This window comes from Streptomyces vilmorinianum (genome assembly GCF_005517195.1).
Taxonomy (GTDB): Bacteria; Actinomycetota; Actinomycetes; order Streptomycetales; family Streptomycetaceae; genus Streptomyces; species Streptomyces vilmorinianum.
Map to the genome: position 1 here is coordinate 3,863,325 of NZ_CP040244.1, position 21,761 is coordinate 3,885,085.

Consider the following 21,761-nt stretch of genomic DNA (forward strand, 5'->3'; position numbering starts at 1 on the left):
GCCTATCTACTCCCCGCTGTCGACGTTGGTGACGGTGCCGTCCTTGATGTACCGGGCGAGGTTGAGCTCGGGGGCGTCGAACTGTTCGCGTACGCCTTCGCCCCACAGCACGGTCTGGGTGCCCTCGTGTTTGACCAGCCCCGGGTTCACGCCGAGCTTGAAGCCGCCCGGGAGCGGCTTGCCCTCGCGGTAGGGAAGGAAGTCCAGCGGGGACTCGCCGTCGGCCGCGTACACGGCGCAGTCGGAGAGGATCGCGACCGGGTACTGCCCGGTGAAGGCGGCGTGCTTGACGATCTTGCGGTGCATGTTGACGCGGGTGCGGGAGATGACCGCGTCGCGGATGTCCGGGCGCCACGTCGGGCGGGCGAGAGCGCGCCAGGGCTCGCCGGGCTTCCAGCCCTCGCCACGCGGGCGCTCGCGCAGCTTGCCGATGCCGCCCTTCACGGTCGCCTTGATCGCGGACACGACGATCGCCAGCTGCGGGTCGCGCTGCCGGTAGCCGTCCATCGCCTTCAGGAAGTCCTCCGGGCTCACGTCGGCCGGTACCCCGAGGTCGGCCATCGTCGCGATGTACGCGTCGCGCAGCCGGTTGTACCAGCCGTCGAGGTAGCGGCCGTTCTCGTAGCGGATGTACGCCTCGATCGGCGCGACGTGGTAGCCGAGCTCGACGGCGTACGCGATGGTCGGCGTCGCGTACCAGGCCGGCCCCTCGGGGCGATCGCCCTTCGGCGTGAACGGGCTGGGCAGCAGCTCGCTGTCCAGCTGGACCCACTCCTTGCCGGACTTCACCCGGGACAGGTCGACGTGGGACAGGTCGACGAGCCAGGAGCCGGGGAGCTTGGGGTCGAAGACGGGGTTCTTGACGTGGGTGGGTGCGCCGAGGCCGACGATCAGTCCGTTGGCGCCGGCGGCGAAGGCCATGTTGACGTCGATGCCGACCAGGTGCCGCCTGGTGCATTCGTCGTCGGTGAGCGGCCTCGCCCAGTCGTACGCCTCCTCGAAGAGCCTCTCCGCGGGGGTCCGCCTGTGGAAGCGCGGGAGGCCGGCGAGGACAGGGTGTCCGTCCGGGGCCTCGCACGGCGCGGGGTCGACCGGGTCCTTCCCCAGCGAGCCGGGGTTGTGCTCGGAGTGCCGTTTGCCGTCCGCGCCCGGTTCGGAGGCGCGGGTCGGCGGGTGGAGGGCGGTCATCAGTTCCAGGCCGGTCACGGCGGTCGAGCCGCGCGGGGTCATCACCCGCTCCGCGTACGTGCCGAGCAGCCGCGCGAGTTCCGCGGGCGGAAGCTGGGCGGCGTCGGCCCAGTGGCGGGCGTCGAGCGCGTCCCACGAGGGGATGCAGAGCTGGACGCAGGAGCGCTCCGATCCCTGCGCGGGGCGGTAGATCCTCGCCCACGGGCCGAAGCCTCTCTTCGTGAGCTTCCAGTCCGCGCGCGCCAGCTGCTTGGTTGCCTTGTGGCCCTCCGGCAGCCGCCCGGCGAGGCGCTCTTCCTCGGTGAGGCGGACTGGGAGTCCGTAGCGCTCGAGCGCGGCCTCGGTGAGTACGAGCAACGGGTCGGCGTCCTTGCCGGGCCCGGACAGCTTCGGCTGCCCGAGCTTGGCCTCCGTGAGGGTCCAGTCGACCAGGGTCGGGAGGGACTTGGCCGGGACGTCCAGGACCAGGCCGCCGACGCAGTACGCGAGGACCTCGCCGTCGTCGGTGACGTCGACGACCGCGAGCGGGCCGTTCTCGAAGCGCGGGTCGGCGCCGGCGGGGGTGCTCGCGGGGGCGGCCTGCCTCGCACCTGGGCGACGCGACGTCGGCGACGGCCTGGTGGTGCGCGCTGGACGCGGCACGGCGGCCGGAGCGGCGACGGTGTCGGTGGAGGCGGTGGTGACGGCGGGATGGGGCTGGGTGCTGTCCGAGTCGATCGGGATCGCAGTGTCGATCGCAGTGTCGGACGTCGCGCCTGTGGACGGAGTCCGCGTCTCCGGGGCGGGGGTGGGTGGCACCGGCTCCGTGTCCTGCGCGGCGGGCGTGACGGTGTTGGTGGGGGCGGGGTAGAGCTGCGCGAGCTTCTCCAGCAGCCGTGCGTACGCCTCGCGCTCGGGCATCCGCGGTTCCGTCCTGGTCTTGCTCGACTCCCAGCCACTCACCGTGGCGCGGCGCACCTTCAGCGCTGCGGCCACCTCGTCCAGCGTGAGACCGTGCGCCTGGCGCAGGCGCTTGCGCTCCTCCGGCGGCGGCAGTGCGGAACGGGACGCGACCAGCGCGTCGACCGCGTCGAACAACTCGGACATGGAACACCTCCTGGCTCACAGCCTAGCCCCGTGGACCGTACGGATCGCGCACGTCGACCGTACGAGAGTCGTGCATGTCGCGTACGGCTGTGAGCGGCGGCTGAGCTGACGGGGTTGGGGGAAGGCGTCGGCTCGGGTGTGCTGACGGGGCGGGCAGGGGCGGGCACATGCTGCCATGCAGGGGGGTGCCTTCCGTGCCGGGTGCGGCCGAACGGCACACTGTTCCTGCCGCCGGTCGCTCACGGGAGAGCGGTCCGGTCATCGGATCACCCCCTCCACACGACGTACCGGGAACGGCGCCGCACCCTGGCCACGGGCGACTCGACGGCTGCTGCGGGCTTGACGGCCAGGACGGCCCCCATCTCATCTGTGCAGGCTGTGGTGCCGATGTCGCCACCAAGGAGTCCGACTGCCGGACTCAGCATCTGGTGGCGTCGGCCGCTGCCGCTGTCCTCCGAGCCCCAAAGGTCTCGGCGCGCTGCATGCTCGGCTTCGCCGGAGAGAGCTGTTCGCCCTGCTCGTTGGCGGTGATCTGCCGCCCGACTCCGCGGGGGGCCGTGAGGGTGCGCACCCCGGGTCCGGGCGTGTCGTGCGCTCGGCCCTGCGACCCCTCATCGAGAGCTGGAAGGGTACGTCGGCGCAGCGCTGCCGCGGTGTGCGTGCGGCTCAGCACGCGGGCTGCGGGCACGGCTGAGTCTGCCGGTACCGCTCGTCAGCGGAATCCGATGCGTCACGGGTCATTGCCTCCGTGCGGGGCACGGTCGCGGTCCCCGGATCCGCGCGGCGGACAGGTACACCCCCCTAAGGGACCGGACGGCCTTCCCGGATGTGACACGTGAATCCGTCGCCCTCCCGCCGTACTTCCGCGAAGCCCGCGCCGCCGAAGTGGGCGGGCACGATCAGTTCCCGTTCAGCGGCGGCCCGTTCGAGGATGCGGCGGCGGGTGGACGCCGCTGCTCGGGCGTCCCGGCAGAAGCAGCTGTTGCAGGTCGGGGCGAGGATCTGTACGGGGCTGTGCAGGACGTCGCCGACGAATACCGCTCGGTCGCCTTCGGATTCGAGGCGCAGCACGCACGAGCCGGGGGTGTGGCCGGGTGCGGGATCCAGGGTGAGGTGGTCGTCGATGCGGTGGAAGCCGTCCCACAGTACGGATTGGCCGGAACGGTGGACGGGCGCGACGCTGTCCTCGTAGACCCGGCGGTCGTCCTCGTGGCGGCCGGTGTCGTGGGCGTTGTCCGGGCCGAAGTAGGCGTCGTCGGCGGCCGGGATGAGGTATTGGGCGTGGGGGAAGGTGGGGACCCACTCCCCCTCGACGCCGACGGTGTTCCAGCCGACGTGGTCGGCGTGGAGGTGGGTGTTGACGACGACGTCGACGTCTTCGGGGTGGATGCCGGCGCGTGCCAGGCAGCCGAGGAAGTCGCCCTGCCAGTGGTGGAACTGCGGTGAGCCGGGCCGCTCGCGCCCGTTGCCCACTCCGGTGTCGACCAGGACCGTCCGTCCGCCGCTGCGCAGCGCCCAGGTCTGGAGCGCCATGACGGCCCCGTCGCTGTCCGGGTCCCAGTGGTCGGGTGCCAGCCAGTCCTCGTTGTCCTTCCACAGTGCGGTCCCGGATTCCGGTACGAGGTCTCGGGCGGGCGCGAACGCGCCCTGCCACTCGACGACCCGGATGATCTCGACGTCTCCGAGCATCATGTTCTGCGGGCTTTGACTCTTCATGCCGTCGACCGTAGGAGAGGTGAAGTGAGCTGCTCAATGCCTGTTTTGCTCTGGTGAATACGCGAACGTCTCAGGTGTGAGGCGAGCGGGGGTACGCTGCGGTGGTGGATGTGGTGAGTGACGCGATCTCGGCGGTACGCATCGGGCGGGCCTTCTCCGACCGGGTGCGGGTGAGCGGGAGTTGGTGCGCACGGCTCGCCCCGTACGCGGGTGCGGGCTTCCACGTGGTGTTGGAGGGGAGCTGCTGGCTGCTGCCCGACGGCAGTTCGCCGGTCTCGCTCGGTGCGGGCGACGCCGTACTTCTGCCGCACGGTACGGGGCATGTGATCGCCGACTCCCCCGCCGACGCGGCGACCGTGGCGCGGGCGGTGCCGTTCGAGCGGTGGGACGACAGGGGCTCGTCCCACGGGCCACACGTCGCGGGCGGTGGGGTGGAGATGCTGTGCGGGAAGTACCGGCTCGACCACGCTCGTGCGCACCCGCTCATGGCGGAGCTGCCGACGCTGGTCCATCTGCCGAACCGCGTGGGCAGCAACCCCGAACTGCGTGCCGCCATCGATCTGCTGGGCAGCGAGCTCGGCGCCGGGCGGCCCGGGTCCGGTATCGCGGTTCCCGGGCTCGTGGACCTGCTCCTCGTGTACATGATCCGTTCGTGGGTGGCCCAGGACACGAGCGGAGTGTGGCCGGCCGTTCTTGGGGATCCGGTGACGGCCGCCGCCCTGCGGGCGCTGCACGCGGACCCGGGTGCCGGTGGACCAACGACCGCCTGGCCGCCGAGGCGGGCGTCTCCCGCCCGACCCTCGCGCGCCGTTTCGCTGCCCTCGTCGGCCGTCCGCCGATGACGTACCTGACCTGGTGGCGCCTGACCCTCGCGGCCACGTCGCTCCGCGACACCCAGGACTCCCTGGCCGCCATCGCCCGCCGCGTCGGGTACGGAACCCCGTACGCCCTCTCGCATGCCTTCAGCCGGGAGTTCGGGACGACGCCGGGGCGGTACCGGGCGCGGTACGCGACACGTGCGTAGCGGGCGGCGTGGGTTCTCAGGGCTGCGGGGGCCACGCAGGACATCGCGATGCGCCCGTCTGCGGCTCGGCTCCGTGCCGGGCTTCGAGGAGTCGCTGTGCGCCGGCACCGGTTCGGCGGGAGACCCACTTGACCTTCCCACCGGTGTGAACCTTTAACGTCCTGACCTGAGACGGCCGTTCCCACACCGCAGGAGAAATTTGTGACCTCTATCGTCGATCACCGCGACAGTCGGACGGCGGGAACCCGCTCGTTCCTCTTCGTGCTCGGCAGCTCCCGCGCAGACGGCAATACGGAGATACTCGCGCGGGCGGCCGCCGAGCGGTTGCCGGCCGATGTCCCGCAGCGGTGGGTGGACCTGGCCCGGCTGCCGTTGCCGGACTTCCAGGACGGGCGGCACGAGACCGCCGGCTGGTCGGCCGGGGAGAACGAGGAGACGTTGCGTCAGGCGACCTTGGAGGCCACCGACATCGTCCTCGCCTCTCCGCTGTACTGGTACACCCTGTCCGCGCAGACCAAGCGCTACCTCGACTACTGGTCGGGCTGGCTGACGGCGCCGGGCTCGGACTTCAAGGAGCGGATGGCGGGCCGGACTCTGTGGGGCGTGACGGTGATGGCGCACCGCGAGGACAGCGTCGCCGGCGGACTGGAGACGACCCTCAACCACACGGCCGCGTATCTCGGGATGCGTTTCGGCGGGCTGCTGTGCGGCAGCGCTTCGCGTCCCGGTCAGGTGCGGGACGACGAGCAGGCGCTGATCCGCGCCACGACCTTCTTCCGGCGCGAGGCGCCGCTCGCGCGGTTCCCGTACGAGCAGGGCTGAGCGCGCTGCTCGGAAAGGGCATGGTGCGTCGGGAAGTTGACGTCTGTCTCTCGACGCCCTTCGCAGCCCGGGGCGACTGCGGCTTCCTGAGCAGGTGGAGACCGAAGGGCCGCCCATGTCCTCGTGGCTCGTGTGATCTGATGTCGCGATGAACGCGATACCTCCCGTGGTCCGGGCCGGCGGCATGTGTCGGACCGAGCAGCCTGCCTTCACGCTCGACAGCGGCTGCGTGCTGCGTCCGTGGGAGCAGCAGGACGTGGATGTCCTCGTCGGCTCGTGCCACGACCCGGACATCCAGATGTGGAACCGGCCCGGTCTGCTGTCGCTGGACCAGGCCCGCGCGAGGATCGTGCGGTGGGGTGAACGATGGCTGAGTGAACAGGCGGCGATCTGGGCGATCGCACCGGTCGCCGGCGCCCGGCCTGTCGGTCTGATCGGACTCGGCGACCTCGATCTTGCGGCAGGCGACGCCGAGTTGCTCTACTGGCTTCTGCCCGAGGGGCGAGGGCGGGGACTCATGGTGGAGGCTACGGTCCGGATCAGTCGGTGGGCGCTGGACGACCTGGGCCTGCACCGGCTCCGTATCACTCACTCCGTCGCGAATCCGGCGTCGTGCCGGGTGGCGACGGCGGCGGGATTCCTCCTCGAGGGGACGATGCGCAGCGCTCTTCTCCACGCCGACGGGTGGCACGACGAGCACCTGCACGCGCGCGTACAGGGCGATCAGTGAGCCGCGTGGGCGGGACGGGCGGGTCGGTCAGGGGCGTTCGGGTGGCTGTCGCTCTCACTCCTCGGAATGGCGTTCCCCTGCGCGACTGAACAAGGCACCATCACGGTCATGCTGATCGACCATGAGGGCACTGCGCCCAGCGTCCACCCGTCCGCTTACGTCGCGCCCAATGCGACCCTGTGCGGCGACGTGCGCGTGGGCCCCGGATGCCGGGTGCTGTTCGGGGCGGTGCTGACCGCCGAGGGCGGGCCGGTGGAACTCGGCGAGGACAGCATCGTCATGGAGAACGCGGTCCTGCGCGGGACCCGCCGCGACCCGTTGCACGTGGGCCGGCAGGTCCTGGTCGGGCCCACCTCGTATCTGACCGGCTGCACGGTGGAGGACGAGGTGTTCCTGGCCACCGGCAGCCGCGTCTTCAACGGGGCCCGCATCGGCACCCGCTCCGAGGTGCGCATCAACGGCGTCGTACACCTGCGCACGGTCCTGCCGCCGGACAGCACGGTGCCGATCGGGTGGGTCGCGGTCGGCGACCCGGCGCAGGTCCTGCCGCCGGACCGGCACGAGTCGATCTGGGCGGTGCAGAAGGATCTGGACTTCCCCGGCTACGTCTTCGGCCTGGCCCGCCCCGGCGAGGGGCAGAGCCTCATGCCTGAGCTGACGCGTCGTTTCGGTGGATCGCTGGGGCGCCATCGTGGCGATCGACCCGTGCCGCCGTCGTAGCCCCTGGCCCGCCCCAGTCCGCCGCGGCGCCGAGACGCGTTCGCGGTGGACCTGTTGAGGTGGTGGGATGTCCTCGTCCGTCACGAAGACCTCAGCTCCTACGAGTGGATGTGGGAACACGACGGAGTCACCTTCACCGACCGCACCACGCAGATGCGTTTCGTCTCCTTCCAGCCCACGTACCAGCGGGTCAACATCGGTTGGTTGGAGGCTTCGGGGCCGTGGACCGCGGGAGAGGCGCCTGGCGGCTTCGTCGACGCGCTGCTCGCCATCCTGGAGTGCCAAGCGGTCAACGAGACGATGGGCCTCCACGAATGCGACCTCTGCCCGACCCCGCTCGACGAAGCGCCATCAGCGGTTCGATCCCCGGCCGGGACACCACCGTGCGAGCGCCGGAGCCGGCGAGATACGCATACCTGGTGCGCCGGGTGTCGCGTACGCCGCCCCCGATCTCATCGGACACTACGTCGCCGACCACGGCTACCTGCCGCCCCAGGAGTTCGTCGACACCGTGCTCGCCTTCGACCCGCGCGCATCCGGATCGGCTGCGTACCCCTTGATCGCGTTCCCCTGGGTTCCCGAGGACGCCGAGCTGCATGACGCCAGGTTCGAGTAGAGGGGCCCAGACGGCGTGCAGCACCCCAGGCTGGGCGTCCTGAGCAACAGCTTCGTCGGTGCGGCGGGCGCACAACTGGACAAGCAGGTCGACGAGATCGTCCACTTCCGCGAGATCGGGGCTCAGCGGGCCAGGTCCAGGGCTCGGGCGAGGGCCGCGGTGACGGGGGTGGCCTGGTCGGGCAGATGGTGGGCTGCCCATGCCGCGGCCAGGTGGAGGAAGTCCGCCAGGTCGCGCTCCGCTTCGGCGAGCAGGCGGCGCAGCTCGGGTGCCGGCAGCTCGATCGTCGGGCTGTCGTTCTGATCGGCGTCGACGGTGAGTCGGACGATGTCGCCGACGCGTTCGGCGAGCGGGAAGGGATCGTGGCCGAAGGAGGCCCAGCCGTCGCCGTCGAGGACGTCGAGCCAGTCGCGCCGTTCGTCCAGGCCGTTGCAGCAGCCCGGCAGCAGGGAGGTTCCGGTGGCGGTGTCGGTGACGCGCAGGCCGCCGGGCGCGTAGAGGCTGTCCGTGGTGAGCAGGCCGTGCAGGAAGCCGTCGAGTGGGTCGGTGGGCCGCGGTGGGTGGGCTTCGGTCTCGGGGTCGCTGTCGTTGCAGGAGGCGATGCGCATCACCGCCGTACCGACCTCGGCGGGATCGAGCTCGCCGCTGAGCGGTAGGAACCCGTACGTGCTGCGCATGGTGACCGGCCAGAGGGTGAAGTCGTCGCCGGCGTAGACCTCGAGGACGGGTTGGACGCTGATCATCCTTACAGTGTGCGGGATCGGGGGGACGTCATTCCGGCGGGTCGTGTACGGGCGGCCGTGGGCCTGCCGGGGTGATGCGCGCCAGGAGTCTTTCGCGTGCCCGGTCGAATTCGGGGTCCGCCTCGTAGTCGGCGTTGCCGCGGATCGGGGTCGCCAGGGGGTGGGCGAGGGTACGTCCGTACGACAGCGGGTCCTTGAGCGGTGGGTGATCCACCGGCGGGTCCGGGATGCCGATGGGGCCGCCGATGGGGTCGGTGCGGCGCCACAGGTTGCGCCAGACGAGAACTTCGTGTTCCAGTGCGCGCAGCCTCGCCGGGCCGAAGTAGGCCGGGAACCAGCGTCCGTAGATGCGCGCGAGCGGAGAGCCGTAGGTGAGCAGGGCGACGCGGTGGCGGGTGCGGGGGGCGAGCTGCCCGAGCGCGGCGACGGCCAGGATGCTGCCCTGGGAGTGGCCGGAGAGGACGACGTGGGCGGCGGAGGGGTTCCGGTGCTTCCAGGCCTCGATGTGCCAGGCGAGGTCGGGGACGGCGCGTTCGGCGTAGCAGGGTGGGGCGAAGGGGTGTGCGGCGCGGGGCCAGAACGTGCCGAGGTCCCAGATGACTCGGGTGATCGAGCGGTGCGAGGGGTCGCGGTAGGCGCGGAAGCCGGAGTTGAGGAGGAGCAGGAAGCAGACGGCGATCAGCCAGGAGCCGATGTGCTGCGCCGGGCCGAGGGCGTCGGTGTCGTCGATCACCGCGGCCGGGTCGGTTCCGCCCAGCCAGGCGCCGAAGGGGGCGAGGACGCCGAAGAGCCACCACAGGGTGGCTGCCGTGCTCACCACCCACACCGCCGCACCGTCCGTGCTTCCCGCCCGCGCCTGCGCGGAGGCGATACGGCTGCTACGGATCCGGTCCGGGCTCTCGTCGGGGTACTCGTGCTCGACCGTCCGGGCGAGCTGCCGCTCGCGGAGTTTCAGGCGCACGGCGGACGTCCCGTAGAGGATGACCAGCAGGGACAGCACCGCCGGGAGGGCCGCCACCTGCCAGGTGACGAGAGCGGGCACGCCGGGGAGGGTGTGGACGTCGTCGCCCGAGGTGCGGCGCAGCCAGTCGGCGGCGCCCTGGGATGCCCCGCTGGCCATGAGCGCCGCGGTGCCGCAGCCGATGAGGGCGACGGCGGCGGGGGCGAAGCCGCGCAGGGCGGTGGCCACGCTGGGCAGGGCGTGGTGCAGGCGCCATCCGGTGAAGGCGATCCCCACGATCAGCACGCTCTGTGTCAGCGGTACGAGGGTGAGGAACCGTGCGGCCGGCAGCGCGCCTGAGGAGATCCAGCCGGGCCGGGGCGCGGCGGCGTGGAGGACGGCCCCGAGGAGGCAGACGAGGGAGCCGGCGGCGACGGCTCTCTGCAGCGCCTTCCCCGCCCGGGGGCGGAAGACGGACCAGCCGCGCGTTCCCCGTTGATGGAGCGTCAGGACGAGGACGGCGCCCGCGCAGAGAGCGATGGCGGCCAGGAGGGCGTTGCGCGTGACGGCGGCGGTTCCGCCGTGGTCGGCGCGTTCGGTCGCGGAGGTGAGGGCGGCGGCCACCGTGAGCAGGGCGGCCGCGGTGTGGGCGGCGCGCAGCCGGGCGACCTGGCGCCTGCCGTACCAGAAGCCGACGTCCGACAGCCCGGCGTCGTCGGCCATGTCGTACTCGGGATCCTCCCGGATCGGTGGCAGTCCCTCGTAGGCGGCCCACGTACGCCGGGAGAGCCACCACAGCAGGGCGGTGAGGGCGAGCGGGATCACGGACGCGACCACGAGCCGTCGCCCCGGTGTGCTCCACCAGCCGCCGCTGTCGGCCGACATGAAGCCGATCCAGAAGCTCTGCTCCCGGGCGCAGGAGGAGCTCCCCGCGCACTGCCAGGCCACCAGGTCCATCGCCACCTCGCAGGCGGCTGCGACCAGCAGGACGGTGAGGGTGAGGGCGGTGAGCCGGACGAGCGCGCGGTGCACGCGGTGGGCGTAGCGCGGCCCCTTGGTGGTGGGCACCATCCAGAAGGCGAGGTTGACGGCGAGGAAGGGGAAGAGGATCAGCCACAGGGCGCGGCTGCGGTCGCCGGTGACGAGAGGGGACCAGCTGTACGCCTCGGTCACCGGCCGGTCCTGGTACTGCTCGGGGCGGGATTCGGCGTCGACGTCCTCGACCTTGCGGTAGACGCCGGCGATGTCGTCCCCGCCGACCTGGGTGACCTTCGGGTCGCCGAGCGCGGACTCGGGGGTGGGGCCGTTGACGCCGTGGACGAGGAGTTCGAGGGAGATCCGGTGGAGTGGCTCGGCGGGGTCGGGCGCTGGGGGGCGGGGAGGTCGTCTCGGGTTCGGAGTCTCCCTTGCCTCCGGTGCGGACCGGCTGCCGCGCCTGTTCACGGTGTGCTCGGTCGCGGCGTGCTCGGTGGCGGCGTGGGCCCGCTCCAGGGTCTCGCGTACCGCCCGTGTCTGTGGGTGGCGCGCTCCGAGCATCGTGGCGGTGCGCTGCGCGGCCACCGCCAGTACGTCCGTGAGGCGGGCCATGCCCTCCTCGTCGCCGTCCTGCCGGGCGATCTCGTGGCGTGCGGAGGCGAGGGTCGCCAACGCGGCGACGGAGCGGGGGTGTTCCTCGCCCCAGTGGTCGATGAGCCGGACGCACAGCGGCTCGAGTTCGCGGACGAAGGTACGGGCGTCGTGGGTGTCCGCGCGACGCCGGGCGTCCTGGAAGAGCACGGTGGTGGCGCGCAGTCTGGCGTCGGTGTGTGCGGCGTCCTTGAAGGCCGCCGACAGCTCGCGCGCCCGCTCGGCGTCAGGCACCGCGACCGCCCACTCCCCCGCCTCGGCGGCGAGGAGGGCAAGGCGGGCGTGGGTCTGGGCGGCCTGTTCGGAGGTGAGCGGAGCGTTCAGCAGCCGGGTCAGGACGCGCCGGGCGGCCTCGGACTCGCCGGCTTCGAGGAAGACACTGCCCAGCCGCAGCCGTAGGTCGGCCAGACGCTCCGGATCGCCGGTCCTGTGGTCGAGGATGCTCTCGGCGCCGTCCCTGAGCGTGCGCCATGCCACGTCGGCGCCGGCCTCCCTCAACAAGGCGCCGTAGTAGCCGAACCGGGTCAACGCCTCCGGTGTGCTCCAGGTCTCGGCGGCGGCGAGGAGGCCTCGCAGGTCGTCGAGATCGACGGCCGTGCTCGTTTCGCCTCTGACGGCCTGCTCGGCCCGCGCGATGGCCTGCGCCCACGGCTCGGGTTCGGGAGCGCGTTCACTGCTGGTCATGGTTCGGTCCGCCCCCCAGGATCCGTTCCCGTACAGCCTCGATGGTCAGTCTTCGCTGCTCCTGGGCCTCGGCGGCGCTGATCAGCCCGGCCTCCTCCCATTGACGCAAGGATCGGAGGAAGTCACTCGCGTCCTCCACGAGGGCGGGCCGGGCCTGAGGTGCGGGTGTCTGCTCGTACTCCCGTCTCGCCCGTGGGACCGCGTGGGCAGCCGTCGGTGTCCGATCGGGCAGAGTTTCGCCTCGGGCCCGCCTCAGGAGCTGTTCGGTCCCGAAGTGCGGGAAACGCTCCATGATTCCCCGAACGGTGGCCGCGTAGAGCACGTTCGTGCCGTCGTCCGCGTTCTGTCGGCTGAGCTGCTGCTCCATCAGCATCCCTACGACCGAGGGCTGTTCGCATTCCTCGGCGTGTTCGACAGGCGATCCGGAGTATCCGGAGTAGTCGCCGAGCAGTTGGTCCACGGTGAGCTGCATCGCCGTGAACGTGCCTCCCGCGAGGCTCTGATGGTCGATGGGGGCGTGCGTCACCCAGCCGCTGAGACGGGAGGTCTCGCCGGGCGGCCGGTACGGGCCGCGCCACCGGACGCGGGGACGCGCCCAGTCGGTCGGGGGCGCCGGGGGCAGGCCTTGGGCGTGGGCCCATTCCACCGTGAGCAGCGCGAGGTCCGCGTCCTTGATGGCATCGCAGAGCCGCCCGGGTACCCGCCGCCCGTCGGAGAGTTCGATGGACAGCGCCGCGTCGTCGGCGGAGGCGTACCGCAGACAGTGCAGCGCGGTGAGGACGAATCCCCGGGTGACCATGAGCCCTGCGCCCAGCAGCACGTCCTGTTCGTGGATCCGTACCCAGGGTTCGGGGGTCATGGTGTGCTCGGGACACCTTCGGTGCGGGCCGGCGGGACTGAGGGAGGGACTGAAGGAGGGGCTGAGGGCGGTGCGGCGGCTTCGCTGGTCGGCTGTCGTTCCAGGGTCAGCGTCACCTCGAAGGAGGCCTCCGCCGACGCCTTGGAGAGGATCACCCCGGCCTCGGCGGCGAGTGTCAGGCCGAAGGTGACCTCCAGCGACGAGACCCTCCAGCCGCCTTCCTCGGGGACCTGGGCGAGGGAGCCCTGCGCGATCTCGGAGGCCTGGACGATCGCGGCGCTGATCTCGTCCGACCGGTCGGCGAGGGAGGAGGTGGTACGCGAGCGGCGGGCGATCTGGCGGGCCCCGCCCGGTTCCAGTTCCACGGTCTCGACGCGGACGACGGGCCCGGGGCGCGTGTCCGGCACCGCCGCGGACGCCATGCCTGACGTCGTACGTGATGTGGTGCCGAGACCCGGTCCCGTCGTGGTCGGCTCTGCCATCGCGCTCCCCTCGGCGTACCGCGCTCGTGGCGCTTGCTGTGCGGCCATCTTGCCAGCGCGGAAAGCGGATTGACGGTGCTTCGCCCGATCTGGGCTTCGGCCCGCAGGGCGTGTCAGCAGGTGCGGCGGAGGTGGCCCGGTTCGCCGGCGGGGCGGACGTCCGCGTCGCGCAGGACGATCGAGAGGGTGCGGCCCCAGGTCGCGCACGCTCTGCGGAAGCCGGCCGCTTCGTACTCGATGACCAGGACGCGGTTGTCGTAGGCGGTCGCGTACGGACCGCACTCCTCGTACTGGCCGCACTCCTCGGCGACCGCGAAGTCGAAGCCCAGGCTCCGCCCCCGCTCCGCGAGGTCGGCGGCGTTCTTCTGGCCGATGGCGAGTCCGGCCGTGTGGGCGCGGGCGACGAGGAGCCGTGCGAAGGCGAGGTCGTGCTCGGGTGCGAGGCGGCCCTGGGATCTCTCGTAGGAGTCGAGGTTGTCGGCCTCGACCGCCTGGTAGCCGTCTGCGGCGCAGCTGTCGATCCAGGCGCCGACGATCGTGGCGAGCCTCTCGCGCTTGGCCGGTGTGGAGACGTCCAGCAGGGCCTCGTCCCAGTCCTCGTCGATGACCGGTGAGCCGGTGGCGTCGCGGAGGAGGAGGTCGGGATGGTTCGCCTGCCACCAGTCGAGGGCGTCGGGCTGTGCCTGGAAGGCGTTGACGTAGCAGATGTTGTACAGCCCGGGCGCGGGCTTCGCCGTACGGTCGCGGGAGACCGCGCCGACGCCTGGGGCTGGTGGGTAGGGGCCGCCGATCTGGTAGTCGAAGCCGACGTGGGGCTCGGGCGGTACCACCTGCGCCTCGGTTGTCGGCGGACGTGTGGAGGAGGGGGCGGAGTCGCCCGTGCCCTGCCGGTCGCCGGTCGCCGCGCATCCGGCGGCCGAGGCCGCGAGGACGCCGACCAGGGCGAGGGCCGGCAGTGCGCTGCGGAGGGGGCGAGGGATGCGGTCGTACACGGTCCGGGGGCTCCTGGTCGTTCGTCGGGGTCGCGGCGCACGGCCGCCCGGCCGCCCGGCCGGGGGCTGTTGACGGAAGGGACGGCGTCGCGCAGTCATACGGTACGCCCGCGGGGGCGGTCGGCCGCGTTGATCCCTGTCGTGGCGGGGCGGGTCGATCCCCTCGCATGAGCGGGTACGGGGCGTTGTCAGTGGGTGTGGCTACGGTGGCGTGGTGTCGAACTCCTACACGGCTTTCTGGACCAACGACCTGTGCCGGTATCTTGAGCGCTCGGGCTACGGCGGGCAGCGCCTGACCCTGTTGTTCGGCGGGAGTCACCAGTCGTTGCCGAGCTTTGTGAGAGCCGGTGTTCGGCCTGGTGACTGGATCTATCCGGTGCGCGTCCATCGCACGCGGATGTGCGTCCTGGGCGCGTTGGAGGTGGCGGGGATCCTCCCGTACGAGGACGCCGGATCGCTGCTGCATGACGACGACTACGTGAAGTTGCTGCACTGGAGGCCGTTGAAGGCGGGGTGTGTCGGTGAGGTGGTGATCGGTCCGCCGGGAGCGTCGCTCCGTTTCGACACCGTGGTTCCGGGCGGGCTGCTGGAGCGGCTCACGTACACCTCCCGAAGGGGTGAGCGGACGCTCAAGCATGTCGAGGACGGGCGGCTGATCCACTCGGTCGGCGTGCAGGGGATCTACCGGCTCGCGGCCGGTTCCGCAGAGGAGATACGGCGACTGGTCGGCGGCGCGCCGCTCTGACGTCGCGATCGAGCGGGTGACTGCTTGTGTGGGGGTGGGGTGGGGGTGGGGTCGGGCGGTCAGGCGGTCGGCGCGATCGCGATGTCGTCACACCTCGCCGCCGCTCGGCCGGCGCCTGTCAGGTCCAGCGGATCGCGGGAGGGCGTACCGCGGCGCACAGAGGCATGCCGCACGCGTCGGTCAGGCCGAGTCTCCCCTCTGCGCTCCCTCGTTCGACGGCCTGTGCCGGAAGGTCGTCGAGGAAGAGCTTGGCCCGCCGGAACATCTCGAACGTCCCGCCCGGCGGCTGCTCGCCCCAGGTCAGATACAGGAACCGCGCCCCTCGCCGGCCGTGGACGTGCGGGCCGCGGAAGTCCCTCGTCCCGTCCGGGGCGCCGGCCGTCTCCACCGTGAGCTCCCATACCGCTTCGGCCGCGTCCGCCGGCACGGCATCCTCCGGGTCACGTCCGCGCTGGATCGCCACATGGACGTCCCGGTACGGACCGCATGCGCGCCCCGGCAGATCACGGCCGACGATACGCAGGGAGAGCACCGCCATCGCGCCTACTCCTTGGTCACCAGGGCTTCGAGGAGCCCCGGGAACGACGTGCTCGCCGGCAGGTCGATCGTGTCGCGGCCGAGGTCCTGTTCCGTGGCGTACAGCTCGCGCGCGATGCGGCGGCGTACCGGGTCGACGAGGGCCTCGAGCACCTGCTGGGGGCTGATCGTCCGGACGTCCGGGTGGGGTGGGACGCGTCCCCGCCCGCTTCGCTGTGCCGCCACCATCGTCCGTCGACCTCCCGCCGACATCGTAGGACACCCCTCAAAGTTCGACGCGCATCATTTCCGCTTGGGTGAATCGCGGTGGCGCGTCCTGCGCGATGGTCAGACTCCGGACGTGCTGCGGCTGGAGGAGGTGGAGCTCGACGAGCCCGGTCCGGACGAGTTGTCGATCCGCGTGGACGTGATCGGCCTCAACCGCGCCGAGGTGCCCTTCCGCGGCGACCGGTACATCGAGCCGGTGAAGAAGTTCCCCGCCCGGCTCGGCGCCGAGGCCGCGGGAGAGGTCGAGACGGTGGGAGCGCACGTGACGGGGAGTGTTCTCCATGAACGACTACGGCGTCTGCGCGGAGCGCGCGATCGTCCCCGCGTCCGCGGTGGTCCGTCGCCCGGACTCCCTGGACGCGGCCGGCGACACGGTCGTGCTGACCGCCGCCTCCGGCAGCGTGGGCCTCGCCGCGAGGCGGGAGCGGCCGACGTGATCTACACCGACGAGGAGGACATCGCCGAGCGTCCTCGGCCTGACCGGCGGACGGGGCGCCTAGTTCGTCCTCGACGCCGTCGCCGGTCCGGGCGTGGTGGTCCTGGCCGGGACGCTCACCTCCGGCGGCCCCTCCCCCGATGGCGACCACGGCCGGGCGGAACATGCGCGGCTTCACCATCGGCTGCGCCGGGCAGAGGCGTTCGTCGCCTCCGGCCCGCGCACCGGCGCCTTCCAGCCCGTCGTGGACCGCGTCGATCACTGACCGTTCAGGCGGGCCGCTCAGGGCTTCAGGGCGCCGGAGCGGATGGGGCTGGCCGTGAAGGTCACGGCCGAGGACAGAAGGGTGGTCTCGGCCTCCCTGCTGAGGGCCCAGGCGGCGACCCTCGAGACCGTGGCGGCCGGGACCGTGTCGCCGATTCCCGGGGCCGGTGGGATGTCGTGCGTCGCGTGGGCGTCGTACGGGAGGACGACGCGATACCCCAGTTCCAGGGCCGTACGGGCCGTCGCCTGGACGCACATCTCGGACATCATTCCGCAGACGGCGACCGCCCGTACGCCCGCGTCGGTCAACAGGCCTTTCAGCGGCGTCCCTTCGAAGCTGTCGTCCCGGCGCTTGCGGATCAGCGTCTCCGTGGGTCCGGGCTCGACGGGGTGGTGGAGTTCCCAGCCGGGCGTGTGGGGCTCGCAGTCCGATCCGGGCGGTCCGTCGTTCTGTACGTGGACGACGAGCGCTCCGCTCCGCCGCGCCCGCGCGATGAGGTCCGCGGTCCGGTCCACGAGCCGGTCCGCCTCGGGTACGGAACCCTCGCCGGAGACGAAGGCCGACTGGACGTCCACGACGAGCAGTGCTTCCACGGGAGTCACGCCAGGGATCATGCCGTCATCATGGCCGTCAGCCCGGGGCTCCTTCAAAGGGTTTCGGCGACGGTCGTCTCGGTGGCTCGCGCCGTCATCGTGGGCTCCGGCATGATGGCGGACATGGGCGAACACACTTCCGACTGGGTGACTCTGTTCAGCTTCGACAACGTCCCCGGCTGCCCGCGGCCGGGACATCTGATGGCGGTGTGACTGCGTGACCGGGGCATCGACTGGCGCCTCTTCGACGATCGCGACATCGTGATCGACCTCATGTGCGGGGTGCGGGCGGACGGACACTGGCACGGCACGATCGTGGTCCGCGTCCGCGCGGACGTCCTGCGACGGCACGGACTCCATCCTGATCAACCGACATCGCGTCCGGCGGAGCCGCTCGCACCGAAGTGGTGGGGCCCGTGGGCGCGGTGAGGCTCGCCGCCTCCCGTCGGGGACATCGGAATATCGCGTCGACCGTGTCCGCGTTCCGAACTAGCCTCGGTGTCCATGAGCATCCTGCGGACGATCCACGATGTACCGGTCCTGATGTGCGGCTCCGAGGGCGAGGCCATCGGCGGTGAAGGCGACGTCATGGATCTGGTCGGCAATGCCGCGTGGCAGGGCGCCGCGTGGGTCGTGGTCCCGGTGGGGCGGTTCGACGAGGGGTTCTTCAGGCTGCGGACGCGGGTCGCCGGGGACATCATCCAGAAGTTCGTGAACTACCGGGTGGGGCTCGCCGTCGTCGGTGACATCTCCCGTCACACGGCCGCCAGTCCGGCGCTGCGGGACTTCGTCCGTGAGTGCAACCGGGGTCGGCAGACGTGGTTCCTCGACGATGTCGAGGAGCTGACGGAGCGGCTGAAGGGCCGGCCGGCCCCGCGACCGTAACCCCATCCGTCCCACGCGTATCGAGGTCGGCGTTTCGGCCATCGTCGTACGACGCGTCGCCCCGTTCGCTCCAAGGATGGATGCACCCCGCATCCGGCAGCCGGTGCGCTCCCCCACGGATCGCGCTCCGGCTCAAAGACGTGTGTTCGATATCCCTGTCGTCGTCGTTGACCCCGGTGACCCACGCCGAGTGGACCCAACGACCGTGCAGGAGAAGTCGAGTTGACCTCAGCCGACACCGAGAACACCACGCAGGACCGGACACCACGCCCGGCATCACCCCCTCCGCTGCCGACACCGCCACCGCCGCCGCCCGCCGAGATCAGGTACTCGGGTGAATACTCCGTGAACCCCCTCGGGGACGTCTCCTTCCGCGCGATGTGCGGTCGGCTCCCCTCGGTTCTGCGGCGCATCGCCGTCATGTCCTGGGCCATCGACCGCCGGGCGGTGCTGCTGCTCCTGGTCTGCCAGTCGGTCACCGGCGTGGCGGCCGCCGTGCTGTTGAGCGCCACGGCCAGGGCCATGGGCCCGGTCCTGGGCGGTGGGGCCGTCGCCGACCGGCTGCGGGAGGCTCTGCCGGCGCTGCTCGTCGTGGCCGGTGCGGCCGCCCTCGCCCGGGGGGCGGCGGCTCTCGCCACGTACGCGGAGCGGCGGATCACGCCCAGGCTGACGAGCGTGACGGACACCGCCCTCGTGGAGGCGGTCTGTCGTGTCGAGGCCGCGGCCTACGCGGTGGACGGGTTCGCCGACCGGCAGGAGGCGGCGGAGATGGGGGTGATCCGTACGCATGTGATGGTCGCCGACGCCCAGCGTTTCATGTCGGCGCTGATCAGGATGGTCACGGCCGCCGGCGTCCTGTCGGTCCTGAACGTGCTGATGCTGCCGCTGCTCCTCCTCGCGGTCCTTCCGGCCGGTGTCGGCGCCGTGCTCACCGCCCGCGTCGACTACGAGATCCATTACGCGAACGTCGCCGACCGCAACGTGCGGGGCATGATGCGCTGGTGGTCGACGACGCCCAAGTACGCCGACGAGGTCCGGGCCAACGGCATGACGGACTACCTGTTGCACTGGTACCGGTCGCTCTCCGAGCGGGTCGACCGGCGTACGCTCGCCGCCGCCCCGCGGACGCTGCGCATCGCGCTGCTGTCGTCGCTGGTCGGCGGGGTGTTCCTCGTCGCCGCCTGGGCCGCGCTCGCCTGGCTCGCCGTCACGGGCCGGATCGGGCTCGCCGTCGCCGCGACGGCCGTCGTCGCCGTGCAGACGACCCTGGCCGCGCTGTCGCAGGTGGTCGTCAACGGCGCCGCGGTCTTCCACACCAGCCTCTACCTGAGCGACATGGAGGCCTTCCTGGACGACGCCGGTCGCAGGGCGCCACGGCGGGGCGAACTCGCCGTCGGAGCGCCGGTGGAGGAGATCCGGCTGGAGGAGGTCACCTACCAGTACCCCGGGAAGGAGCGGCCGGCCGTCGACGGTCTCTCGCTGACGCTGCGCCGGGGGGAGATCCTCGCGATCGTCGGGGTGAACGGCTCGGGCAAGAGCACCCTGACCCGCCTGATCACCGGGATCTACCTGGCGGACAAGGGCCGGGTGACCTGGAACGGCGCCGACCTCGCCGCCGTCGACCCGGCGACGGTCTGGGGCCGGACCGGTCTGGTCCCGCAGATCTTCGCCCAGTGGCCGCTGCGTGTCCGCGAGAACGTGACGCTCGGCCAGCCCCGCACCTTCGACGACGGGCCTGTGTGGGATGCGGTCGACGCGGTCGGGATGCGGGAGGCCGTGGAGGGCCTGGCGGACGGCCTCGACACGCTGCTGGCCCGGGAGGTGTTCGGGGGTGTGGAGCTGTCCGGCGGGCAGTGGCAGCGACTCGCCTGCTCTCGGGCGCTGTACCGGCGGCCGGATCTGCTGATCCTGGACGAGCCGACCTCGCAGATGGACCCGCGCGGGGAGCACGGCATCTTCGAGCGCATCAAAGCCATCGCCGGCGACCGCATCACCATCGTGGTGACGCACCGCCTGGAGAACACCAAGATCGCCGACCGTGTCGTCTGCATGGAGAACGGCCGCATCACCGAGCAGGGCCGGTACGACGATCTCGTCCGCGCCGGCGGCACCTTCGCGGAACTCCTGGCTCTCTCCCAGGACCGGTGAGCCGGGGGGGGTGGGGGGCGGTCGCGTCGCCGACGCTCGCCCTCAGCCCGGCGGCGACGGGCCGTCACGGCCCGTCGCCGCGCCCTGCTGCGTGGCCGGAACGGCTGCACGGCGTCTCAGCCCGAGGACGACGGCCGGGTCCTCCTGCCGGAAGCCCACCCCCCGCTCGAGCGCCACGCCGCCGCGCTCCGGGGCGGCGCCTCCTCGTGCGTCACCTGTCCTGGCCTGCGCTGATCCCGGCGTGATCCCTCGCACAGACCGGCCGGTAGGCGTACGGCCGCGTGCTAGCGTCCGCGAGCGTGACTTCCGCCCTCACCGGGCCCGCGTCCCCCACGGGAACGGCCGGCCCCTGCCCGTACGGTCAGGCGACCGGCGCCGCCGACTCGTCCCTCGCGGCCTCGACCCGCGGTCAGGATCCGTTCGGGCTGCTGGACCTGTTCGGTGAGGACTTCGTCCGCGACCCGTACCCCTGGCTGGACGGGCTGCGGGCCGAGGCGCCGGTGCGTCACGATCCCGCGACGGGGCTGTGGCTGGTCAGCCGCTACGACGACATCCGCCGGGTGCTGCTCGATCCGGCGGTGTTCCGGCCGGACAACGCGCAGCACGCGGTCACCCCCTTGAGTGTTCCCGTCCTGCGGGTGCTGGCGCGGGCGGGCTTCCGGCTCCGTCCCGCGCTGGCCAACAACGCGGGCCCCGGGCATGCCGGGCTGCGCCGGGTGGTCACCCGGTTCTTCAACGCCCAGCGTGTCGCGGCGGCGGTGCCGGTGATCGAGCGGGTCGCCGACGAACTGCTGGACACCGTACGGGCGGAGCTGGACGCGCACGACGGCAGCGACCTGTTCGGCGCGTTCGCGCACTCCCTGCCCTGCCGCGTCATGATGGAGCTGCTGGGCATCGACGGGCTGGACACCACGACCCTGGTCCGCTGGAGCGACGCCTCGCTTGAGCTCTTCTGGGGGCGCCCGACGCCGGAGCGGGCGCTCGAACTGGCGGCGCTGGTCGGCGAGTTCCACCAGTGGCTCACGTCGGTCGTCGGTGACCGGACGGTCCCACCGGACAGTTTCGTCGGCGCGCTGGTCCGCCACCGTCTGCCGGACGGGGAGCTGGTGGACCTGCAGACCGTGGTCGGCGCGTGCTTCTTCGTGTTCATCGCGGGGCAGTCCACGACCGGTCAGCTCATCTCCACCGTCCTGCGCAGCGCGCTCGCCGAGCCCGGCCTGTGGCGGCGGGCGGCGGACGAGGAGGGCCTGGCCAAGGCGTGGGTCGAGGAGGTGCTGCGGCGCGAGCCGCCCGTGACCACGTGGCGCCGGGTGACGGCGCGGCCGGTGGAGCTGGGCGGCGTCCCGCTTCCTGCCGGCGCCGAGCTGCTGCTCATGCTCATGGGCAGCGGCTCCGACCCCGAGGTCTTCGACGCCCCCGAGCAGATGCGGCCCTACCGCGCCAACGCCCGGCACCATCTGGCCTTCGGCGTGGGCCGCCACCGTTGCCCGGGCGCGTCCCTGGCCCGTACGGAGGCTGCCGTCGCCCTTCGCGCGGCGGCCCGCCGCCTTCCTGGCGTCCGCCTCACCCCCGAAGCGCCGCCACCGCCGGTCCTGGACCTGTTGTCGTTCCGGGCACCTCTCCAGGTCAGGGTCTCGCCGTCACCGACGGCGTGACC

Annotated in this window: 20 protein-coding genes and 2 pseudogenes; 11 read left to right on the forward strand and 11 right to left on the reverse strand. The window is 71.9% G+C overall.

All coding sequences use genetic code 11. The features are described from left to right. Positions 1-6 precede the first annotated feature (6 nt). Entirely contained in the window at positions 7-2,274 is a 2,268-nt protein-coding gene (gene tap, locus FDM97_RS18180; RefSeq protein ID WP_137991454.1) for a telomere-associated protein Tap, read from the reverse strand. Between the two features lie 801 nt (positions 2,275-3,075). Beyond that, positions 3,076-3,990 carry an MBL fold metallo-hydrolase gene (locus FDM97_RS18185; RefSeq protein WP_137991455.1) on the reverse strand — a complete coding sequence of 305 codons (915 nt, stop codon included), beginning with the start codon at positions 3,988-3,990 and terminating at the stop codon, positions 3,076-3,078. Positions 3,991-4,094: 104 nt separating this feature from the next. On the opposite strand from FDM97_RS18185, the pseudogene FDM97_RS18190 reads away from it, so the two are divergent. The 5 genes and pseudogenes from FDM97_RS18190 (at position 4,095) to FDM97_RS37165 (ending at position 7,902) form a co-directional block, all read left to right on the forward strand. Then, positions 4,095-5,014 (forward strand): annotated as a pseudogene (locus FDM97_RS18190) (AraC family transcriptional regulator). 201 nt (positions 5,015-5,215) lie between these two features. Then, positions 5,216-5,836, forward strand: a complete 621-nt coding sequence (locus FDM97_RS18195; protein ID WP_137991456.1) for a flavodoxin family protein — start codon at positions 5,216-5,218, stop codon at positions 5,834-5,836. Between the two features lie 148 nt (positions 5,837-5,984). Further along, on the forward strand, positions 5,985-6,566 hold the full coding sequence (locus tag FDM97_RS18200) for a GNAT family N-acetyltransferase (protein ID WP_137991457.1): 582 nt from the start codon (positions 5,985-5,987) through the stop codon (positions 6,564-6,566). Positions 6,567-6,674: 108 nt separating this feature from the next. Next, positions 6,675-7,286 carry a gamma carbonic anhydrase family protein gene (locus tag FDM97_RS18205; protein ID WP_137991458.1) on the forward strand — a complete coding sequence of 204 codons (612 nt, stop codon included), beginning with the start codon at positions 6,675-6,677 and terminating at the stop codon, positions 7,284-7,286. Positions 7,287-7,527: 241 nt separating this feature from the next. Next, positions 7,528-7,902, forward strand: coding sequence for a DUF7919 family protein (locus FDM97_RS37165; RefSeq protein ID WP_463408241.1), 375 nt, complete (start codon positions 7,528-7,530; stop codon positions 7,900-7,902). A gap of 122 nt (positions 7,903-8,024) precedes the next feature. On the opposite strand, the gene FDM97_RS18215 is transcribed toward FDM97_RS37165, so the two are convergent. From FDM97_RS18215 to FDM97_RS18235, 5 genes are all read right to left on the reverse strand, one after another. Then, positions 8,025-8,645, reverse strand: coding sequence for a hypothetical protein (locus tag FDM97_RS18215; RefSeq protein ID WP_137991459.1), 621 nt, complete (start codon positions 8,643-8,645; stop codon positions 8,025-8,027). A gap of 28 nt (positions 8,646-8,673) precedes the next feature. Next, complete coding sequence (locus tag FDM97_RS18220) at positions 8,674-11,895, reverse strand: hypothetical protein (protein WP_254705649.1); 3,222 nt, start codon at positions 11,893-11,895, stop codon at positions 8,674-8,676. Beyond that, positions 11,882-12,754: a serine protease family protein gene (locus tag FDM97_RS18225; RefSeq protein WP_137991460.1), complete on the reverse strand. Its 873-nt coding sequence runs from the start codon at positions 12,752-12,754 to the stop codon at positions 11,882-11,884. Before FDM97_RS18225 ends, FDM97_RS18220 begins: the two co-directional genes overlap by 14 nt. Then, positions 12,751-13,236 (reverse strand): CU044_2847 family protein, encoded by a 486-nt coding sequence (locus FDM97_RS36455; protein ID WP_254705650.1) that lies wholly within the window; start codon positions 13,234-13,236, stop codon positions 12,751-12,753. Before FDM97_RS36455 ends, FDM97_RS18225 begins: the two co-directional genes overlap by 4 nt. A gap of 113 nt (positions 13,237-13,349) precedes the next feature. Next, positions 13,350-14,228 (reverse strand): endo alpha-1,4 polygalactosaminidase, encoded by an 879-nt coding sequence (locus FDM97_RS18235; protein WP_254705651.1) that lies wholly within the window; start codon positions 14,226-14,228, stop codon positions 13,350-13,352. Positions 14,229-14,442: 214 nt separating this feature from the next. Between FDM97_RS18235 and FDM97_RS18240 the strand changes: the two genes are divergently transcribed. Beyond that, positions 14,443-14,973 (forward strand): hypothetical protein, encoded by a 531-nt coding sequence (locus FDM97_RS18240; protein ID WP_254705652.1) that lies wholly within the window; start codon positions 14,443-14,445, stop codon positions 14,971-14,973. Positions 14,974-15,091: 118 nt separating this feature from the next. Here FDM97_RS18240 and FDM97_RS18245 read toward each other — a convergent pair whose 3' ends face one another. After that, a complete protein-coding gene (locus tag FDM97_RS18245) occupies positions 15,092-15,511 on the reverse strand; it encodes a DUF5990 family protein (protein WP_137991462.1) in 420 nt (139 codons plus the stop codon). A gap of 5 nt (positions 15,512-15,516) precedes the next feature. Beyond that, positions 15,517-15,738 carry a hypothetical protein gene (locus tag FDM97_RS18250; RefSeq protein ID WP_137991463.1) on the reverse strand — a complete coding sequence of 74 codons (222 nt, stop codon included), beginning with the start codon at positions 15,736-15,738 and terminating at the stop codon, positions 15,517-15,519. Positions 15,739-15,940: 202 nt separating this feature from the next. Between FDM97_RS18250 and FDM97_RS37110 the strand changes: the two are divergent. Together FDM97_RS37110 and FDM97_RS35850 are read left to right on the forward strand one after the other, a co-directional pair. Continuing rightward, positions 15,941-15,988 (forward strand): annotated as a pseudogene (locus FDM97_RS37110) (hypothetical protein); the annotation flags it as partial. A gap of 70 nt (positions 15,989-16,058) precedes the next feature. After that, entirely contained in the window at positions 16,059-16,214 is a 156-nt protein-coding gene (locus tag FDM97_RS35850; RefSeq protein WP_175439155.1) for a hypothetical protein, read from the forward strand. Positions 16,215-16,495: 281 nt separating this feature from the next. Here FDM97_RS35850 and FDM97_RS18260 read toward each other — a convergent pair whose 3' ends face one another. Next, positions 16,496-17,092, reverse strand: a complete 597-nt coding sequence (locus tag FDM97_RS18260) for a cysteine hydrolase family protein (RefSeq protein ID WP_137991465.1) — start codon at positions 17,090-17,092, stop codon at positions 16,496-16,498. A 483-nt stretch (positions 17,093-17,575) separates the two neighbouring features. Between FDM97_RS18260 and FDM97_RS18265 the strand changes: the two genes are divergently transcribed. Beyond that, positions 17,576-17,956 carry a DUF4180 domain-containing protein gene (locus tag FDM97_RS18265; protein WP_137991466.1) on the forward strand — a complete coding sequence of 127 codons (381 nt, stop codon included), beginning with the start codon at positions 17,576-17,578 and terminating at the stop codon, positions 17,954-17,956. Positions 17,957-18,178: 222 nt separating this feature from the next. After that, positions 18,179-20,104 (forward strand): ATP-binding cassette domain-containing protein, encoded by a 1,926-nt coding sequence (locus FDM97_RS18270; RefSeq protein ID WP_432816224.1) that lies wholly within the window; start codon positions 18,179-18,181, stop codon positions 20,102-20,104. Between the two features lie 42 nt (positions 20,105-20,146). Here the strand turns inward: FDM97_RS18270 and FDM97_RS36865 are convergent, their stop codons facing one another. Continuing rightward, positions 20,147-20,281: a hypothetical protein gene (locus tag FDM97_RS36865; protein ID WP_284440294.1), complete on the reverse strand. Its 135-nt coding sequence runs from the start codon at positions 20,279-20,281 to the stop codon at positions 20,147-20,149. A gap of 122 nt (positions 20,282-20,403) precedes the next feature. On the opposite strand from FDM97_RS36865, the gene FDM97_RS18275 reads away from it, so the two are divergent. Further along, a complete protein-coding gene (locus FDM97_RS18275; RefSeq protein ID WP_137991467.1) occupies positions 20,404-21,759 on the forward strand; it encodes a cytochrome P450 in 1,356 nt (451 codons plus the stop codon). The last annotated feature ends 2 nt before the right edge of the window (positions 21,760-21,761 follow it).

Bases quoted from the DNA above. Each gene is read 5' to 3' on its own strand.
- FDM97_RS18245 (WP_137991462.1), bottom strand. From the start codon at position 15,511: ATGGCGGTGCTCTCCCTGCGTATCGTCGGCCGTGATCTGCCGGGGCGC.
- FDM97_RS18215 (WP_137991459.1), bottom strand. From the start codon at position 8,645: ATGATCAGCGTCCAACCCGTCCTCGAGGTCTACGCCGGCGACGACTTC.
- FDM97_RS18260 (WP_137991465.1), bottom strand. From the start codon at position 17,092: ATGATCCCTGGCGTGACTCCCGTGGAAGCACTGCTCGTCGTGGACGTC.
- FDM97_RS18265 (WP_137991466.1), top strand. From the start codon at position 17,576: ATGAGCATCCTGCGGACGATCCACGATGTACCGGTCCTGATGTGCGGC.
- tap (WP_137991454.1), bottom strand. From the start codon at position 2,274: ATGTCCGAGTTGTTCGACGCGGTCGACGCGCTGGTCGCGTCCCGTTCC.
- FDM97_RS18205 (WP_137991458.1), top strand. From the start codon at position 6,675: ATGCTGATCGACCATGAGGGCACTGCGCCCAGCGTCCACCCGTCCGCT.
- FDM97_RS36455 (WP_254705650.1), bottom strand. From the start codon at position 13,236: ATGGCAGAGCCGACCACGACGGGACCGGGTCTCGGCACCACATCACGT.
- FDM97_RS35850 (WP_175439155.1), top strand. From the start codon at position 16,059: ATGAACGACTACGGCGTCTGCGCGGAGCGCGCGATCGTCCCCGCGTCC.
- FDM97_RS18225 (WP_137991460.1), bottom strand. From the start codon at position 12,754: ATGACCCCCGAACCCTGGGTACGGATCCACGAACAGGACGTGCTGCTG.
- FDM97_RS18250 (WP_137991463.1), bottom strand. From the start codon at position 15,738: ATGGTGGCGGCACAGCGAAGCGGGCGGGGACGCGTCCCACCCCACCCG.
- FDM97_RS18220 (WP_254705649.1), bottom strand. From the start codon at position 11,895: ATGACCAGCAGTGAACGCGCTCCCGAACCCGAGCCGTGGGCGCAGGCC.
- FDM97_RS18185 (WP_137991455.1), bottom strand. From the start codon at position 3,990: ATGAAGAGTCAAAGCCCGCAGAACATGATGCTCGGAGACGTCGAGATC.
- FDM97_RS18200 (WP_137991457.1), top strand. From the start codon at position 5,985: ATGAACGCGATACCTCCCGTGGTCCGGGCCGGCGGCATGTGTCGGACC.